14 protein-coding genes are annotated in these 16,473 nt (G+C 67.3%); 5 read left to right on the forward strand and 9 right to left on the reverse strand.

Annotated elements, in window-relative coordinates:
• Positions 1-4: 4 nt before the first annotated feature.
• Both JYG34_RS21655 and JYG34_RS21660 read right to left on the reverse strand, forming a co-directional pair.
• Positions 5-2,182 carry an FUSC family protein gene (locus tag JYG34_RS21655; protein WP_213658265.1) on the reverse strand — a complete coding sequence of 726 codons (2,178 nt, stop codon included), beginning with the start codon at positions 2,180-2,182 and terminating at the stop codon, positions 5-7.
• Positions 2,179-3,705 (reverse strand): efflux transporter outer membrane subunit, encoded by a 1,527-nt coding sequence (locus JYG34_RS21660; RefSeq protein WP_213658266.1) that lies wholly within the window; start codon positions 3,703-3,705, stop codon positions 2,179-2,181. The genes JYG34_RS21655 and JYG34_RS21660 overlap by 4 nt, the downstream gene beginning before the upstream one ends.
• A gap of 180 nt (positions 3,706-3,885) precedes the next feature.
• On the opposite strand from JYG34_RS21660, the gene JYG34_RS21665 reads away from it, so the two are divergent.
• Complete coding sequence (locus JYG34_RS21665) at positions 3,886-4,833, forward strand: LysR family transcriptional regulator (RefSeq protein WP_011535608.1); 948 nt, start codon at positions 3,886-3,888, stop codon at positions 4,831-4,833.
• A gap of 213 nt (positions 4,834-5,046) precedes the next feature.
• Entirely contained in the window at positions 5,047-6,021 is a 975-nt protein-coding gene (locus tag JYG34_RS21670; RefSeq protein ID WP_213658267.1) for a 2-hydroxyacid dehydrogenase, read from the forward strand.
• Between the two features lie 206 nt (positions 6,022-6,227).
• Here the strand turns inward: JYG34_RS21670 and JYG34_RS21675 are convergent, their stop codons facing one another.
• The gene (locus JYG34_RS21675) at positions 6,228-7,127 is read right to left on the reverse strand and encodes a DMT family transporter (protein WP_213658268.1); all 900 of its coding nucleotides are present in this window, start codon (positions 7,125-7,127) and stop codon (positions 6,228-6,230) included.
• A gap of 241 nt (positions 7,128-7,368) precedes the next feature.
• On the opposite strand from JYG34_RS21675, the gene JYG34_RS21680 reads away from it, so the two are divergent.
• Positions 7,369-8,244 (forward strand): helix-turn-helix domain-containing protein, encoded by an 876-nt coding sequence (locus tag JYG34_RS21680; protein WP_213658269.1) that lies wholly within the window; start codon positions 7,369-7,371, stop codon positions 8,242-8,244.
• 114 nt (positions 8,245-8,358) lie between these two features.
• On the opposite strand, the gene JYG34_RS21685 is transcribed toward JYG34_RS21680, so the two are convergent.
• The 6 genes from JYG34_RS21685 to JYG34_RS21710 all read right to left on the reverse strand — a co-directional run bounded on the left by JYG34_RS21685 (position 8,359) and on the right by JYG34_RS21710 (position 14,754).
• A complete protein-coding gene (locus tag JYG34_RS21685) occupies positions 8,359-10,752 on the reverse strand; it encodes a TonB-dependent siderophore receptor (RefSeq protein WP_213658270.1) in 2,394 nt (797 codons plus the stop codon).
• Positions 10,753-11,018: 266 nt separating this feature from the next.
• On the reverse strand, positions 11,019-11,990 hold the full coding sequence (locus JYG34_RS21690) for a FecR family protein (protein ID WP_213658271.1): 972 nt from the start codon (positions 11,988-11,990) through the stop codon (positions 11,019-11,021).
• On the reverse strand, positions 11,987-12,559 hold the full coding sequence (locus JYG34_RS21695; protein ID WP_213658272.1) for an RNA polymerase sigma factor: 573 nt from the start codon (positions 12,557-12,559) through the stop codon (positions 11,987-11,989). Before JYG34_RS21695 ends, JYG34_RS21690 begins: the two co-directional genes overlap by 4 nt.
• 4 nt (positions 12,560-12,563) lie before the next feature.
• The gene (locus JYG34_RS21700; protein ID WP_213658273.1) at positions 12,564-12,890 is read right to left on the reverse strand and encodes a DUF3325 domain-containing protein; all 327 of its coding nucleotides are present in this window, start codon (positions 12,888-12,890) and stop codon (positions 12,564-12,566) included.
• The gene (locus tag JYG34_RS21705) at positions 12,884-14,452 is read right to left on the reverse strand and encodes a PepSY-associated TM helix domain-containing protein (protein WP_213658274.1); all 1,569 of its coding nucleotides are present in this window, start codon (positions 14,450-14,452) and stop codon (positions 12,884-12,886) included. Before JYG34_RS21705 ends, JYG34_RS21700 begins: the two co-directional genes overlap by 7 nt.
• Entirely contained in the window at positions 14,449-14,754 is a 306-nt protein-coding gene (locus tag JYG34_RS21710) for a DUF3649 domain-containing protein (RefSeq protein ID WP_213658275.1), read from the reverse strand. The genes JYG34_RS21705 and JYG34_RS21710 overlap by 4 nt, the downstream gene beginning before the upstream one ends.
• A gap of 275 nt (positions 14,755-15,029) precedes the next feature.
• Between JYG34_RS21710 and JYG34_RS21715 the strand changes: the two genes are divergently transcribed.
• The gene (locus JYG34_RS21715) at positions 15,030-15,524 is read left to right on the forward strand and encodes a sigma-70 family RNA polymerase sigma factor (protein WP_011535618.1); all 495 of its coding nucleotides are present in this window, start codon (positions 15,030-15,032) and stop codon (positions 15,522-15,524) included.
• Positions 15,521-16,444: a FecR domain-containing protein gene (locus tag JYG34_RS21720; RefSeq protein WP_213658276.1), complete on the forward strand. Its 924-nt coding sequence runs from the start codon at positions 15,521-15,523 to the stop codon at positions 16,442-16,444. The genes JYG34_RS21715 and JYG34_RS21720 overlap by 4 nt, the downstream gene beginning before the upstream one ends.
• The last annotated feature ends 29 nt before the right edge of the window (positions 16,445-16,473 follow it).

Consider the following 16,473-nt stretch of genomic DNA (forward strand, 5'->3'; position numbering starts at 1 on the left):
GGTTTCACGGAACATCGTGCAATCCTTTCGCCGGTACCAAAGGCGACTGTGGGTCAAGCAGGGAGGAACGGATGAAGTGCAAATAGCTCTGCGCCCGGCGCAGCACCGAGGTGTCGAAGTGCCGGGCGAAGGGTTCGTCGGTGGCCTGCACGCGGCTGATGGCGTGGTCCACCGCCACCAGGGCGCGCTCGTGGTTGCTGGCGCTGGGCTGCAGGAACAGCCGCGCCAGGGCCCGGCCCATCACGCGGATGGCCTGGCGCCAGGGCTGCGACTCGGCGTAGGCCGGGTGCACCGGCGCGCGGGCCTGCTCCTTGCGCAGCTCGATGATCGCGTGGCCGATCTCCAGCACGGTGAACATCCAGCCCATCAGTTCGCTCTGCACCTGCGGCTTGCCGGCCGCCAGGCCGTAGGCCTGGTGCAGCAGGTCGCGGGTGCGGCTCTCGAACGCCGAGCCCAACCCGCGCAGACGCCCGCCGATGGCGAACAGCACCTGCTCGCGCAGTTCCTGTTCCAGGCGGCTCCACAGCCAACGGCTGTTGGGCGGCAGGATGATCGCCCCGGCCGCGGCGCAGACGAACATGCCGATGACCATGCCGATGTAGTCGTTGATGAAGGTGTAGGGGTCGTAGACCGTCAGGTTGTTCGGCACCGAACCGATGGCGAAGAACACCAGCAGGCCCAGGCCGTAACCGGCATAGGCAGGGCGCGAGGCGAGGAACGCACCCAGCACGAACACCGGCGCCAGCACCATGCACAGCAGCGGGAAACCGTCGATCCAGGGGAACACGAAGAAGGTCTCGAAGAACCCGATGAACGCGCCGATCGCCGTGCCGCAGGCCATCTGGAACGACATGCGCTTGGGGTTCGGCGAGGCTGCCGACAGGCCCACGGTGACCGTGGCGATCAGGGTCATCATGGCGCCGCTGGGCCAGTCGCTGAGCAGCCAGTAGCTGCCCAGCAGCAACAGCACCGCCGAGGCGCGCACACCGGCGGCCAGCGACACCAGCCAGCTGGTCTGGGCCACGTAGGGCTCGTCCCATTGTTCGCGCTCGTGCTTGTGCACGGCCAGCGAGGCATGGGTCTCGGCGTAGCTGTACATCTCGTCGACGAAGCGATAGAGCAGCTCGAAGGCGGTGTGGAAATCGAGCAGGTCGGACTCGCTGGGGTTGGTCTCCAGGTACTCGGCGCGCAGGCTGCGGACCTGGGCCTGCAGGCCTTCCTTGTAGGTGCCCAGCTCCAACGCCAGGCGCAAGGCGTCGGCATCGGTCAACGCCCGGCCCACGTAAGGCTGCAGCAACTGCGCCAGGGTTTCCAGGCCAGGCTCGATGGCACCGACGATCTGCAACGGACCACGGGCACGTAGGCGCTCCAGCAACCGGTGCAGGGCGTTGAAGCGCGTGGTGATGGCCATGAACTCGCTGTTCATGCGCACCAGCCGGCCCGAGCGCCGGCGCATGTGCGGGTCTTCGAAGGCGGTGACATTGCGCAGGCTCTCCAGGCCCACCGCCTCGGCGACGAAGCGCACGTTGCTGGTTTCGAAGCGGTCGCGCTGGCTGTCACCACGCAAGGCCTCGACCACCACCCCGGCGAACACGCCGAAGCGCTGGTACAGTGCGTTGCGCATGGCGGCACTGGCCGACTGCGGCAGGATCGCGGCGCTGACGAAGGTCGAGACGAGGATCCCCAAGGCGATCTCCAGCACCCGCCACACCGCCGCCATGAACGCCTGGTCGGGGTGCTGCAGCACCGGCAGGCCGATCATCGCCGCCGTATAGCCGGCCAGCACGAAGCCATAGGCGCGGAAGGTGCGGTAGCGCATGGCCCCCGCCGAACACAGGCCGACCCACAGCGCCAGGCTGGGCAGGAACAGCTCGGTGTTCTGCGGGAAGATGGCGATCAGCGCGATCATCATCGCCGAACCGGCCAGCGTCCCCAGCACCCGGTAGAAGCTCTTGGCGAACACATGGCCGCTCTGCGGCTGCATGACGATGAACACGGTGATCATCGCCGTGCGCGGCTGCGGCAGTTCCAGGCGCATGGCCAGCCACAGGGTGATGAACGCGGCGGCCAGCACCTTGAAGATATAGACCCAGGTGACCCCGTCGGTGCGCGCCCAGGCGAAGAAGCCCCGGCGCCATTCCAGGCTCTGCAGCCAGCGCAGGGGCAAGCTCAGTGTGCTCATTCGGCGTGGTCCGGCTGGTCGAAGATGGCCAGGGTGGCCGGCGTTTTCGGTACGGCCTGACGCTCTTCGGCCGGCACATCCTTGCCCGCCTCCAGGCCACCGCCCAGGGCGGTGACCAGTTCGGCGTGGGCGGTCAGGCGTGCGGCCTGCACCTGTTGCTGCACTTGCTGTTGGCGGAACAGCAGGGTCTGGGCATTGAGCACGTTGAGGTAGTCGGTCAGGCCACGCTGGAAGGCGACGGTAGCGATGTCGTAAGTCTTCTGCGCGGCGGCCACGCTTTCAGCGGCGAAGTGCGCCTGCTCCTTCATCGACTCGCGGCGGATCAACTGGTCGGAGATGTTCTTCAGCGCGCCGATCACCGTCTGGTTGTAGCGCGCCACGGCCACGTCATAGCCCGCCGAGGCCATGCCCAGCTGCGAGCGCAGGCGACCGCCGTCGAAGATCGGCAGGCTGATGGCAGGCCCCACGTTGTAGTTGAACTTGCGCCCGGTGAGGAACTCCAGCGGACCGCCACCGGTGGCCATGAAGCCGAGGCTGCCGACCAGGTCAACGTTGGGGAAGAAGCCGGCATGGGCCACATCGATACCCCGGGCCTGAGCCGCCACCTGCCAGCGGCTGGCGACCACGTCGGGGCGCTGGCCGACCAGTTCGGCGGGCAGGTTCGACGGCAGTTTCAGCGGCGCGCCAAGGGTCAGGGTCGGGCGTTGCAGCTTCGCGCCCTCCCCCGGCCCCTTGCCGGCCAGCGCCGCCAGTTGGTTGCGGGCCAGGGCGATCTCTTCGTTGAGGCTGTCGATCTGCCGGTGGGTTTCCGGCAGTGGCGCCTCGGCCTGGCTGACCTCGAAATGAGTGCCGATGCCGCCCTCGAGGCGACGCTTGGCCAGGGCGACGATCTGCTCCTGCTGCGCAAGCTCGGCCTGGACGATATCGCGCCGGGCGTAATGCAGGCTGAGCTGGATGTAGGCGCGCACCACGTTGTTCTCAAGCTCCAGCTGGGCCTGGCGCGCCTCGGCGACGCTCATGTGCGCCTGGTCCACGGCCTGCTCGCTGGCATTGCGCTCGCGGCCCCACAGGTCCAGCGCGTAGCTGAAGCCGATGGCGGCGTTGTTGTCCCAGGTGTTGGCGCCGGACAGCGCGCCGGGGCCGTAGAACTGATCCTCCGGCCAGTTGTGGCGCTTGAGCGTGGCATTGCCATTGGCTTGCAGCTTTTCCGCCGACTCGACCACGCCGGCCATCGCCTTGGCTTCCCGCACCCGCGCGGCGGCCATGGCCATGCTCGGGCTGCCGGCCAGCGCCTGGGCGACCCAGGCGTCGAGCTGCGGGTCGCCATAGGCGCGCCACCACTGCTGGGCCGGCCAGTGGGCGTCGCGCGCGGCCTCGCGGATCGCGTCGTCGGTGGTCAATTGGTTGGCTTGGAGTGTCTTGCTTTGCGGGGCGATGCCCCAGGTTCCGATACAGCCGCTCAAGGTGAGACAAAGGGCACAGGCACTGAACGCATGGAGCGCTCTGATGTGGCGACGCGGCACAGCTGCGATTTCCCGAGGAAGAGGTGGAGGGGCCGGGCAATTCTAGGGGCCGCCCGCACTGGCGATAAGCGCATAATCCTGCGAATCTTTGTTACCAAAACAGCGATAATCCGGCTTTAGTCGGAGGCGAAACTCCGTTACTTCATGTCACAATTTTGTCCTCTAAACCGAGAGTGACCCATGGACACCCTGCAAAACATGCGTGCTTTCAGTTGCGTGGCCCAGCTCGGCAGCTTCACCGCTGCCGCGGCGCAACTGGACACCACCACCGCGAACGTGTCGCGGGCGGTCTCCAACCTGGAAGCCCATCTGCAAACCCGCCTGCTCAACCGCACCACCCGGCGCATCGCGCTGACCGAGGCCGGCAAGCGCTACCTGATGCGCTGCGAACAGATTCTTACCTACGTGGAAGAAGCCGAGGCCGAGGCCAGCGACGCCCACGCCCGCCCTGCCGGGCAGCTGAAGGTGCATTCGATGACCGGGGTCGGCCAGCACTTCGTGGTCGACGCCATCGCCCGCTACCGCGAGTCGCACCCGGACGTCACCTTCGACCTGACCATGGCCAACCGCGTGCCAGACCTGCTGGACGAGGGCTACGACGTATCCATCGTGCTGGCCAGCGAGCTGCCCGACTCAGGCTTCGTCTCCCAGCGCCTGGGCATCACCTACAGCATCGTCTGCGCCTCGCCCGAGTACGTGGCCCGCCACGGCACCGCGCACAAGCCGGCCGACCTGCTCAAGCACGCCTGCCTGCGCATGGTCAGCCCGGTGATCCCGCTGGAGAAGTGGCTGTTCGACGGCCCGGAAGGCCAGGAGATGGTCAACATCACCAGCTCGCCGTTCCAGGTGAACTCGGCGGACGCGATGAAGACCGCGATCCGCAGCAGCATGGGGGTGGGCGTGCTGCCGATCTACTCGGCCATCGATGGCCTGCGCGACGGCAGCCTGGTGCGGATCATGCCGGAGTACCGCCTGCAGGAGCTGAACCTGTACGCGATCTACCCGTCGCGCCAGTACCTGGATGCCAAGATCAAGACCTGGGTCGAGTACCTGCGCAATTCGCTGCCGGAGATTCTTGCCGCCCATGAGGCTGACCTGAAGACCCACCAGGTGCTGATCGCCAACTGAAAAAAGCGGCTGCATTGGGGGTGGGGACAATGGTAGGTTGCTAACCATTGAATCCAGCGTCTGGCAGACAGGGCCATGGGAGGGCTTCGCCCTCCATCGCGGATAAATCCGCTCCTACAGAAAACCTGTGGGAGCGGATTTATCCGCGATGGGCCGCAACGCGGCCCCCTCTGCGCCCGACTCCGTCCTCCCGCCTTGCAGAGAAGCAGCCCGATGAAAAAGACCGTCCTGGCCTTCAGCCGCATCACCCAGGCCATGGCCGAACGCCTGCAGCAAGACTTCAACGTGATCGTGCCGAACCCCAAGCTCGGCGACATCACCGCCCAGTTCAACGAAGCCCTGCCCGAAGCCCACGGCCTGATCGGCGTGGGCCGCAAGCTCGGCCGCGCGCAGCTCGAAGGCGCGGGCAAGCTGGAGGTGGTGTCCAGCGTCTCGGTGGGCTACGACAACTACGACCTGGACTACTTCAACGAACGCGGCATCGCCCTGACCAACACCCCCGACGTGCTCACCGAAAGCACCGCCGACCTGGGCTTCGCCCTGATCATGGGCTGCGCCCGGCGCACCGCCGAGCTGGACGCCTGGACCAAGGCCGGCCAGTGGCAGGCCACCGTGGGCCCGGCGCACTTCGGCAGCGACGTGCACGGCAAGACCCTGGGCATCGTCGGCCTGGGCAACATCGGCGCGGCCATCGCCCGCCGTGGCCGTTTCGGTTTCAACATGCAGGTGCTGTACACCGGCAACAGCCGCAAGGCCGCGCTGGAGCAGGAACTGGGCGCGCAGTTCCGCAGCCTGGACGAGCTGCTGGGCGAAGCTGATTTCGTCTGCCTGGTGGTGCCGCTGTCCGACGCCACCCGCAAGCTGATCGGCGCCCGTGAACTGAAGCTGATGAAGCCCAGTGCGTTCCTGGTCAACGTCGCCCGTGGGCCGGTTGTGGACGAGGCGGCGCTGGTCGAGGCGCTACAGAACGGCACGATTCGCGGTGCCGGGCTGGATGTGTACGAGAAGGAACCGCTGAGCGATTCGCCGCTGTTCAAGCTGCCCAACGCGCTAACCCTGCCGCACATCGGCTCGGCCACCGCCGAGACCCGCGAGGCCATGGCCAACCGGGCGCTGGATAACCTGCGCGCGGCGCTGCTGGGTGAGCGGCCACGGGACCTGGTGAACCCACAGGTGTGGAAGCACTGAAGCGCGTTACCTTGTAGGAGCCAGCCTTGCTGGCGAACCAGGGCTGACGCAGACCTCGGATCTGTGCGCGGCACTGTTCGCCAGCAAAGCTGGCGCCTACAGGGGTATTGCGGTTGACCGGGAGATAGCGATCAGCAGGGATGCCGCCGGTGCTTGGTCTCCTGGTAGATCCGCCCGATGCACTCGTCCAGGGTGCCATCCGTCATTCAACGTGCCAACGCCACGGCCTCAGTCCTGACCTTGGGCTTGCGAAACACCAGCACATTCCCCGCCATCACCGCCACCAACCCCAGCAACGCCGGCGCCGTCCACTGGTACCCCTCGGCCACCGCCGATACGTTCAGCGCCACCAACGGGAACAGCACCGTGCAGTACGCTGCCCGCTCCGGCCCCATGCGCCCGACCAGGGTCAGGTAGGCGGTAAAGGCGATCACCGAGCCCGGGATCACCAGGTACAACAGCGAGCCGATGTAGCGGGCATTCCATTCCATGCCGAACGGAATGCCGTTGACCAGGCAATACACCGCCAGCATCGAGGCGCCGTACACCATGCCCCAGGCATTGGTGGTCATGGGCTTGAGCCCGGCCTTCTGCTGCACCGTGGACAGCATGTTGCCCGCCGAGAAGCACAACGTGCCGAGCAACCCCAGCCCCAGGCCGTACAGGGTCTCGCGGCTGGCGGCGTGGTGCGACAGCTCCGGCCAGAACAGCAAGCCCAACCCCAGCAAGCCCAAAGCCCCGCCGGCCAGCACGTTGGCGGCGATGCGCTGGCCGAAGAAGATCCGCGCGTTGATCGCGTTCCACAAGGTGGCGGTGGAGAACACCACGGCGATCAGACCGGTGGCGACCCACTGGCTGGCGGTGAGGAAGCACATGAAGTTGACGCAGAACAGGCACAACCCCTGGGCCAGGCACACCAGGTGGCCGCGGCGGTTCATCGGTTGCAGGCGGCGGGTGAGCAGCAGGAAGGCGAACAGGATCAGCCCGGCCAGGGCGAAGCGGTAGACGATCGACACCGGGATGGCGACCTCGCCCAGCTGCAGTTTCAGGGCGATCCAGGTGGTGCCCCAGATCAGGACGGTGAGCAGGTAGAGCGACAGGTTCATGCTGAGGTCCTCGGACAGGTTTGACCTGGGGCCGCGGTGCGGCCCATCGCAGGCTTCGCCAGCTCCCACCGCTAACCTTGTGGGAGCTGGCGAAGCCTGCAATCGAGGGCGCCAGCCCTCGCAAGGCAATCAGTCTGCGCGGCTGCAATCATCACCCGCTTGCACAAACTTGCGCTTTTCCACCCCAGGTAGCTGCCAGCCCGTCTCGCGCGCAGTACGATGGGCGCCAGAGGAGTCGCCCATGCCCCCACTCGATCACCTGCAGGTCTTCAACGCCCTCAACGCCTCGCCCCACGCCAAGCTGGAGCTGAGCGCGCACCTGGGCGACGGGCTGGCGGCGGCGTTGTGGAGCAACCGCCACGACGCCCGCGACTACCAGGCCCCCAGCCACCACACCCTGTCGTGCTACATCGCCGAAGGCACAGGCACCTTCCGCCGCCAGCGCCCGGCCGACAAAGGCGCGCCGGACAAACTGTGCGTCATGCCCGCCGGCCATGAGTCGAACTGGGTGATCAACGGCTCGATCCGCCTGGCCCACCTGTACATCAGCGAGGAACAGTTCGCCCTCGGCTGCACCCGCCTGCTCGACCGCGAACCCCGCGAGATGCAACTGCGCGAAGAAACCTTCCTCGACGACCCGCAGCAGGCCCGGCGCTTCCACCAGCTGATTCACCTGGACTGGGCCGAGCCCGGCGAACGCCTGCTGGCCAGCAGCCTGGCCCACGCCATCATCGACCACGCCGTGCTGCACCAGGCCGGGTTGCGCGAGGGGTTGAAGCTCAAGGGCGGGCTGGCGCCGCATCTGCGCCGGCAGTTGGTGGAGTACATCGAGACCCACCTCGACCAGCCGCTGACCCTTGGCGAGCTGGCGTTGCGCTGCAACCTCTCCGAATACCACTTTGCCCGGATGTTCCGCGCCAGTTTCGGCCTGCCGCCGCATCAGTACCTGTTGGCCAGGCGTTTGCACCGGGCCTGCGAATTGCTGCGCCTGGGCGACCTGCCGCTGGGGCAGGTGGCGTTGTTGTGCGGGTTCGCCAGCGCCAGCCATTTCAGCAACCGGTTCAGGCAGGCGCTGGGGGCGACGCCAGGGGACTATCGGGCTGCGTTCGCCAGTTGATCCTGGGGCCGCGTCGCGGCCCTTTCGCGACACAAGGCCGCTCCCACAGGAGATCGCCGTCTTTTGTGGGAGCGGCCTTGTGTCGCGAAAGGACCGCAACGCGGTCCCCGCGATCTAGAACTCGAAGGTACTCGACAGGCTCACCTGCCGCGCATCGCCGATCGCCACGAAATACCGGTTCACCGCCGAGCTGTAGTACACCTTGTCGAACAGGTTCTTCACGTTCAGTTGCAAGCGCACCTTGTGCTCGTCGAGTTGGGTCTCGTAGCTGGCGAAAGCGTCGGCGACGGTGTAGGCCGGCAGGTCGAAGTCGTTGGTCGCGTTCCCTGCACGCTCCCCCACGTAGCGGGCACCGGCCCCCAGGCGCAGGCGATCGCCACCGAACAGGCTGCCGTAGTCGTACACCGCCGACAGCGAGCCGCTGTGGCGGGCAACGTTCTGCAAGCGGTTGCCCTGGAGGTCCGGGTCCTTGGTCACCTCGGCATCGGTGAACGCATAGGCGCCGATCAGGCTCCAGCGCTCGCTGAGCTGGCCGGCCAGGTCCAGCTCGACGCCACGGGAGCTCACCTCACCCGCATTGCTGTACAACGTTTCGCCGGTGTTGGTATCGAAGTTGGACACCAGTACATTGCGCTTGGTGATATCGAACAGCGCCAGGGTGCCGGAGAGCCGCCCGGGCATGTCGAGCTTGGCCCCCAGCTCCCAGGACTTGCCCTCTTCCGGGGCGACTGACGCGTCCAGCACCAGCCCGCCGGTCAATGGCGCAATGCTGGAGTTGGGCTTGAACGACTCGCTGTAGCTGCCATAGAACGACAGCTGCTCGTCCACCTTGTACACCACGCCCGCGTGGGGCACCCAGGCGCGGTCGCGGGTGTCGGTGTTGGCACTGAACGGGCGGCCACGGCCGGCGTACTGGTCGTACTGCTGCAGGCGCGCGCCCGCCACCAGGATCCAGTGCTCGTCCAGGTGCAGGGCATCCTGGAAGAACAGCGCGTCGGTGCGCAGCTTGTCGGTCTGGTCGCTGTCGCTGGCGCGCACGGTGCTGCCTTCGACTTCGCGGCCGTACACCGGGGCGAGATAGCTGAAGGTCGAGCGGCTGGCCTGGCGGATCAAATCGGCGCGGTAGACCTTGCGGTCCTCATGGTCGACACCCACCAGCACGTCATGCTGCATCCCCGCCAGTTGCACGCTGCCGTTGAGGCTGAAGGTGGCGAACTGGTCGCGGCTCATGGCGCCATGGGTGCCGTCGATGCTGCGGGTGAGCGTGCCACGCGCGTCGTTGACGCCGGTCACACGCACCTGGCTGGCGTCATAGGTTTCACGGTTGAAGCTGTAGCCGACATGCAGTTTCCAGTCGTCGGCGAGCTGGTGATCGAGCTCCAGGCGGTACAGGTCGGAGCGCCCTTCCATGTCGTTGAACGGCTCGTCCAGGCGCCGCGTGGCGGGGATGTCCAGCGGGTGGTTGGTGCGGTTGCTGATGGCCGTGCCACGGTCGAACGGCGAGAGGAATTCGCGGTGCTCGTAGGCCAGCACCACCTGCGTGTCCTCGCCGTACCAGGCCAGCGACGGCGCCACCAGCGACTCGCGGTGCACGCCGTAGTTGCGCCAGTAGTCCTCGTCTTCATGGTCGACGATCAGCCGGTAGGCGAACGGGCTGTCGCCCAGCGCGCCGGTGCTGTCGAGGCCGCCACCGCTGCCGTTCTTGCCGCTGCCGTAGGTCGAACCGCGCAGCGTGACGGCGTTGTACTGCTGCAATTGCGGGCGCTTGCTGACCACGTTGATCACCCCGCCTGGGTCCTGGATGCCATACAGCAGCGACGCCGGGCCCTTGAGCACTTCCACCCGCTCGGTGCTGGCATTGAGCGCGCGGCCCTGCACCACTGGCATGCCGTCGCGCATGATCGAGCCGTCGCGGTTGTCGCCGAAGCCGCGCTTCATCACGGTGTCGGCGGTGCCACCGAAGTTGTTGCCCTGGGTGATGCCGCTGACGTTGTACAGCGCGTCATCGAGGTTGCGGGGCGCCTGGTCGCGGATCACCTGGGCGGGGACCACGTTGATCGCCTGGGGGATGTCCAGGGTCGAACCCTGGCCACGCATGATCGAGGCGCTGGCCGGCGGCTGGTAGCTGTAGTCGTCCATCTGCGAGTTGATGGTGGTGGCCTGCAGGTTCAGCGCGCCGGACGTGTCGACAGGTTCCAGGGTCAGGGTGCGGGCGTCGAGGCGGCGCCAGGCCAGGCCAGCATTGCCCAGCAATTGCTGCAGGGCCTGCTCGGCGCTGAACGTGCCATTGAGCGCGGGCGCCTGTTGCTGCGGCAGTTCCAGGGTGTAGACCACGCTTTGCCCGGTGACCCGGCTGAAGGCATTGAGCGCCTGGGCCAGCGGCTGGCTCGGCTGGGCGAAGGCATAGGCCTGGCGCTGCTGCTCGGCCAGGGCCTGGGGTGCCAGGGCCAGGGCGGGCAAGGTGCAAAGGCCGAACCAGAGAGGAACGCAACGCGGGGTGAACTTCATGGACGCTGACCTGTGAGAGGGGTAAACATTTGCGAATGAATCGCACTTCCACTCACTACACGGATGCCGTGGGGGGATACCTCATCACTTTCTCGATTTTTTCTTCACCGGCCTCTTCGCCGGCAAGCCGGCTCCTACAGGTACGGCGCTGCCTTCTGGATTTTTGGATACCGCTCCAACCTTTGGGGGCAGTCCACATTCGTAGGAGCCGGCTTGCCGGCGAAGAGGCCAGAACGATCAACACAAGGCTGTCGCTCCGACAACGTTCAACGCAGCACCGTAACCCGCCCCAGCACCGTCCGCCGCTCGAAGCCCAGCACCTTGCCCAGCGAATCCAACGCCGCCAGCGGCTGCGCCACCGGGAAACTGCCACTGACCTTGCGCTGCGCCAACTCGCCATCGAGCAACAGGATCCGCCCCGGGTAGTAACGCCCCAGGTCCTCGACCACCTGCCCCAGCGGCACCTGGTAGTAATTCAGCCAGCCCTGGCGCCACGCCAGCCGCCCCTCGCTGTCCACCGCCTCGATACCACCCGCCACGCCCTCGGCGTAGGCCAGTTGCTGGTTGGCAGTCAGCTCCCGGGCCTGCTGCCCTTCGCCCGCCGTCACCGCCACCCGCCCACTGCGCACGGTCACCTGGGCCCCGGCGCCCTGCTCGCGGACTTCGAACTGCGTCCCCAGCACACGCACCTCGCCACCAGCGGCCTCGACCAGGAACGGCTGCCCGGTATGGGTCACCTCGAAGAACGCCGCGCCCCGCAATAGCAGCACCCGCCGCTCGCCATGGTCGAAGTCCACGGCCACCGCGCTGCCAGCATCCAGGGTCAGCTCCGAGCGATCCGCCAGGGTCACCTGGCGCGGCTGCTCGCCGCTGCTGTAGTCAGCGCGCAGGTCCTGCAGCCAGGCCTGTGGATGCCACCCCGCCACGCTGCCCACCCCAAGCACCAGGCAGGCAGCCACGGCGAAACGGCGCCAATGGGCAGTACGCTGCGGCCTCTGCATCGCCTCCAGGTACTGGCGCAGGCTGCCCTGCTCTTCGGCGGCCAGGCGTGCCGCCGGGGCTTCGCTCAGGCGCCACAGGGCCTCGGCCTCGGCGTAGGCACGGCGATGGGCGGGGGCCTCCATGAGCCAGCGCTTGAACGCCGCGCTGTGCGCCTGCTCGGCCTGCTGATTGATCCGCCCCAGCCAACGCAGGGCCGCCTGGGACTGCTCGGTGGTGATCGGCTGTTCAACATTCATCGACGGGCGCTCCCTGGCCGGCGCGATGGGGGTGCGGCTTCGGCGACACTTGCCTTGCACGCTTCGAGGGCGCGCATCATATGCTTTTCCACGGCGCTCTGGGACAGCTGCATGGCCTTGGCGATCTCGCCGTAGGTGCAGCCGTGGATGCGGTTGAGCAGGAAGATCTGGCGGGTACGCTCGGGCAAGGCGTGCAGGGCCGACTCGATGCGCTGCAGGTCGTGGACAGCTTCCAGCGCCTGCTCGGGCGCCTGGGTGTCCGGCTTGTCGTCGTTGATATGCAGGCCTTCGGCGGCGCGATCACGCGAGCCTTCGCTGCGCAGGTAGTCGATGGCCAGGTTGCCGGCGCTGCGCAGCAGGTAGGTGTCGAGGGCCTCGACCTTGACCTCGGGGCGGCGCCAGAAGCGCAGGAACAGGTCCTGGACCAGGTCCGAGGCCGTGGCGCAGCAACCGATGCGCCGGCTCACCAGCGCCTCCATGCGCGCCCGCTGGGCCAGGAACACTTGGACGAAGCGCGCCCGGCCAGTGCCATCGGCCTCGGCGTCGATCACCTCCCCCGGCTCGCTCAAGCTGTCACACCGCCAGCAAGGCCAGCACCGGGCCGAGCAGCAGGCTCGCCGCCGCCAGCCCCAGCAACAGGCGAGGTTGATACGGCAGGCCGAACACCCAGACGGTGACCCCGGCCATCAGCACGGCGAGCCACTCCACCAGCCCCAGCGCCCAGCCACGCCCGTGCACGGCCAGCACCAGCGACAACAGCAGCAAGGCCCAGCCACCGAAGCGCAAGGCGCGCAGTTGAACAGCCGTGGGCTTGCGCCCGAGCAGCTCGTTGAAATGCTTTTCCATGGCCAGGCACAGCCCGGCAAAACCGGCGAAACCGATCAGCGCGACACTCAGCATCCGCTCGCCTCCACCGCTTTCGCGGCACGCGGCGCACGCTTGGTCACCGGCATGGGCGCGCGCAACATCTTGCCGGCGGCCCAGGCCAGGAACAGCCCGGTGCCCAGCGCAGTCAGGTCGAAACCAGCCATGGCCCAGTCGCCCACGGCGATGGCATGGTTCAGCCCCTGGCCCGTGGTCAGCGCGTTGAGCAAGGGCAACAGGGCGAATGCCAGCGCACCCAGCGCCAGCTGTTCACCCCAGGCACGGCGCCCGGGGCGCAGCATCGCGTGCAGCAACGACAGACCCCAGGCCAGGAAGAACCCGTTGATCTCCCAGTCGGCGCGCCCTTCCAGCGTCGCCGGTACCAGACGGTTGACCCAGAAGAACGCCGCCACGCCCAGCAGCAGGCCGCTCATGCTGGCGATATTGAGTACTTCGACCAGGCGCAGCTCGCCCGGCATGCGCGCACTCTTGGCGTGCTTGAGCTGGCGCTTGCCCAGCCACATCACCAGGCCCGTGCCGATCACCGCGGTGCCGGCCACGCCAAAGACGAAGTACAGCCAGCGCAGCCAGGGCCCGGCGAAGTTGCCCATGTGCAGGCCGACGAAGGTGAACGAGGTCAACATCGCCGCGCTTTCCGGCGCGCCCTGGGTGAGCAGCGCGCCGCTGACGCCGTCGAAGGTCCAGTTGGCGCTGCGCCGGTAGGCCACGCTGTCGGACGAAGCCCGGTTGAAGGTGACGCGGGCGTTCCGGTCGCCGGGGTTCTGCACCTGGATAAAGCCCAGGCGCGCGCCCGGCGCCTGGGCCTGCAGCTTGCCGTACAGTTCGCCCAACGGCACCAGCGGCGCGGCCTGGGCCGCCGCCTTGGGCACCTCGTCGCGGCCGAACACATCGTTGAAGTAGCGGTTGCTGTCGCCGTAGCTGGCCATGATGCTGGCCGGCATCACCATGTACATGAAGATCACCAGGCTGCTGTAGCTGATCATCAGGTGGAACGGCAGCACCAGCACGCCGATGGCGTTGTGCCCGTCGAGCCAGGAGCGCTGGCCCTTGCCCGGGCGGAAGGTGAAGAACTCCTTGAAGAGCTTCTTGTGGGTGATGATCCCGGTGACCAACCCGAGCAGCATGATGAACGCGCAGAAGGTTGCCAGCCAACGGCCCCAGGGGTGCGGCATCTGCAGTTGGAAGTGGAAACGGTAGAAGAACTCGCCGCCCCGGCTGTCGCGGGCCTCGACCTCCTGGCCGCTGCGGGCATCCAGCGTCTTGCTGACGAAGCCCCGTCGCCCACCGGCCTCGGGGTCGCGCCAGCCGACGCTCAGCGCTGCCTCGCGCTCGCTGGGCAGCCGAATGAACCAGCCGTTGGCATGCCCGGCATTGGCCTCCAGGTAGCGTTGCGCCGCCGCCAGGCTGGCTGCGGGATCGAGCGCGTGGCTGCGGATTTCCGGTTGGGTCCAGTGGCTGATCTCATCCTTGAAGTACGACAGCGTGCCGGTCAGGAAGATCGCGAACAGCAACCAGCCGAAGATCAGGCCGGTCCAGGTGTGCAGCCAGGCCATGGCCTGGCGGAAGCCTTCTTTCATGGCTGTTTCATCCAGTAGGCCAGACCGTTGATCACCCCCAGCAGCACGCTCGGCAGCAACACCCCCAGCCAGGCGCGCCAGGCGCTGCGGCAGGCGAAGCACCAGAGGAAGGCCAGCAGGTAGAACATGAACGACAGCATCATGCCGGTCATGGTCGCGTCCACCTGGCTCATGGGTGCCAACAGGGTGATGCAGACACTGGCCATGGACGCCAGCAGGTAGCCGCCCAGCAGCGCGGCCAGGCTGCGTGAGGTCACGGCCAGGCGGTAGCTCAGGGAGAGGCCGGCGGCTTTGCGGGTCATGATGGAGGTCCGGGGAACGGGGATGCAATAGTAATGATTTCAATTCTCATAAGCAAAACCCCTGTCGGACCTGTAGGAGCGGCTTCAGCCGCGATCACCCGCGAAGCGGGTGCCCTGCACCGTGTTGGCTTGATCGCGGCTGAAGCCGCTCCTACAAGGATCCCACCCGCGCCAACCCTCCTTGCGTCGCCAGCAATTGCCGAACACCGGCCGCATGAATACAATGCGAACAATTCTTACTTCCAGTTGCGCTAGCCAGCGCCGGAGTCGCATCGGTGCCCAGCGCTCTCTCATCCACCGTCGAAGGCCTCTATGTCGCCCACCACAGCTGGTTGACCGGGTGGCTGCGCCGGCGCCTGGGCTGCCCGCAGAGCGCCGCCGACCTGGCCCAGGACACCTACGTGCGCCTGCTCCAGGCCCGCGAGACGCCACAGCTGATCGAGCCCCGCGCATTCCTCACCACCGTGGCCAAGCGCGTGCTGTGCAACCACTTCCGCCGCCAGGAGCTGGAGCGCGCCTACCTCGAGGCCCTGGCCCAGGTGCCCGAGCAAGTGGCGCCGAGCGAAGAGGACAAGGCGATCATCTTCGCCACCCTGCTCGAACTCGACCGCCTGCTCGACGGCCTGGCGCCGCTGGTCAAGCGCGCCTTCCTGCTGGCCCAGGTCGATGGCCTGGGCCAGGGCGAGATCGCCCGCGAGCTGGGCATCTCGCTGGCCACCGTCAAGCGCTACCTGAACAAGGCAGCCCTGCGCTGCTACTTCGCCCTGTGAACACCAGCTTCTCGCCACAAATCGCCGAGCAGGCGGTGCACTGGCTGATCGAATCCCAAGGCGACGCCTTCGACCAGCAGCAGCGCCAGGCCCTGGAGCGCTGGTTGCAGGCCGACAGCGAGCACCAGCGCGCCTGGGCGCATATCCAGCAGGTCAACCAGCGCCTGCGCGGCGTCGCCTCGCCGGTGGTCCACGCCACCCTGCAGGCACCGCCCTCCGCAGCGCGACGCCGGGCGCTCAAGGCCCTGCTGCTGGTGGGCGTGGCCAGCGCCACCGGGCTTGGCCTGCAACAGCACAATCCGCTGCCCGGGCTGATGGCCGACTACCGCAGCCCGGTGGGCCGGCGTCGCCGCCTGACCCTCGACGACGGCAGCCAGTTGCACCTGAATACACGCAGTGCTGCCGACGTGCGCTTCGACAGCCAGCAGCGCCTGGTGCGCCTGCGCGAAGGCGAGTTGTTGCTCGACGTAGTCGAGGAACCCCGACCGCTGCGCGTGCGCACCGCTGAAGGCGAGCTGCACCTGGCCCGTGGTCGTTTCGACGTGCGCCAGTTCGATGGTTTCAGCCTGGTCTCGGTATTCAGCGGCCAAGCCAGCGTCGCCGGCCAACCCTTGCTGGCCGGGCACCAGGCCCGTTTTGCCCGAGGTGGCTGGCAGGCCATCGCGCCCCTGGACCCCAACCGCGCGGCCTGGGTGGACGGCATGCTGGTGGTGTCGCAGATGCGCCTGACGGATTTTCTCGCCGAGTTGTCGCGCTACCGGCTCGGGCAGCTCGCTTGCAGCGAGCGAGTGGCCGACTTGCGGATCTCCGGCTCGTATCCGCTGGAAGACAGCGAGCGGATCCTCGACATGCTCGAAGTGGCGCTGCCGGTACGGGTGCGGCGCTTCACCCGCTACTGGGTGAATATCGAGTCGGCATAAGCCGGTGCTCCTTGGTTTGTCCCCTCCTG

This window comes from Pseudomonas entomophila (assembly GCF_018417595.1).
Taxonomy (GTDB): Bacteria; Pseudomonadota; Gammaproteobacteria; order Pseudomonadales; family Pseudomonadaceae; genus Aquipseudomonas; species Aquipseudomonas entomophila_C.

What these genes read in the sequence shown, in the direction of transcription:
- JYG34_RS21665 (WP_011535608.1), top strand. Translation starts at nt 3,886, where the DNA reads ATGGACACCCTGCAAAACATGCGTGCTTTCAGTTGCGTGGCCCAGCTC.
- JYG34_RS21690 (WP_213658271.1), bottom strand. Translation starts at nt 11,990, where the DNA reads ATGAATGTTGAACAGCCGATCACCACCGAGCAGTCCCAGGCGGCCCTG.
- JYG34_RS21685 (WP_213658270.1), bottom strand. Translation starts at nt 10,752, where the DNA reads ATGAAGTTCACCCCGCGTTGCGTTCCTCTCTGGTTCGGCCTTTGCACC.
- JYG34_RS21705 (WP_213658274.1), bottom strand. Translation starts at nt 14,452, where the DNA reads ATGAAAGAAGGCTTCCGCCAGGCCATGGCCTGGCTGCACACCTGGACC.
- JYG34_RS21655 (WP_213658265.1), bottom strand. Translation starts at nt 2,182, where the DNA reads ATGAGCACACTGAGCTTGCCCCTGCGCTGGCTGCAGAGCCTGGAATGG.
- JYG34_RS21675 (WP_213658268.1), bottom strand. Translation starts at nt 7,127, where the DNA reads ATGAACCTGTCGCTCTACCTGCTCACCGTCCTGATCTGGGGCACCACC.
- JYG34_RS21710 (WP_213658275.1), bottom strand. Translation starts at nt 14,754, where the DNA reads ATGACCCGCAAAGCCGCCGGCCTCTCCCTGAGCTACCGCCTGGCCGTG.
- JYG34_RS21670 (WP_213658267.1), top strand. Translation starts at nt 5,047, where the DNA reads ATGAAAAAGACCGTCCTGGCCTTCAGCCGCATCACCCAGGCCATGGCC.
- JYG34_RS21700 (WP_213658273.1), bottom strand. Translation starts at nt 12,890, where the DNA reads ATGCTGAGTGTCGCGCTGATCGGTTTCGCCGGTTTTGCCGGGCTGTGC.
- JYG34_RS21680 (WP_213658269.1), top strand. Translation starts at nt 7,369, where the DNA reads ATGCCCCCACTCGATCACCTGCAGGTCTTCAACGCCCTCAACGCCTCG.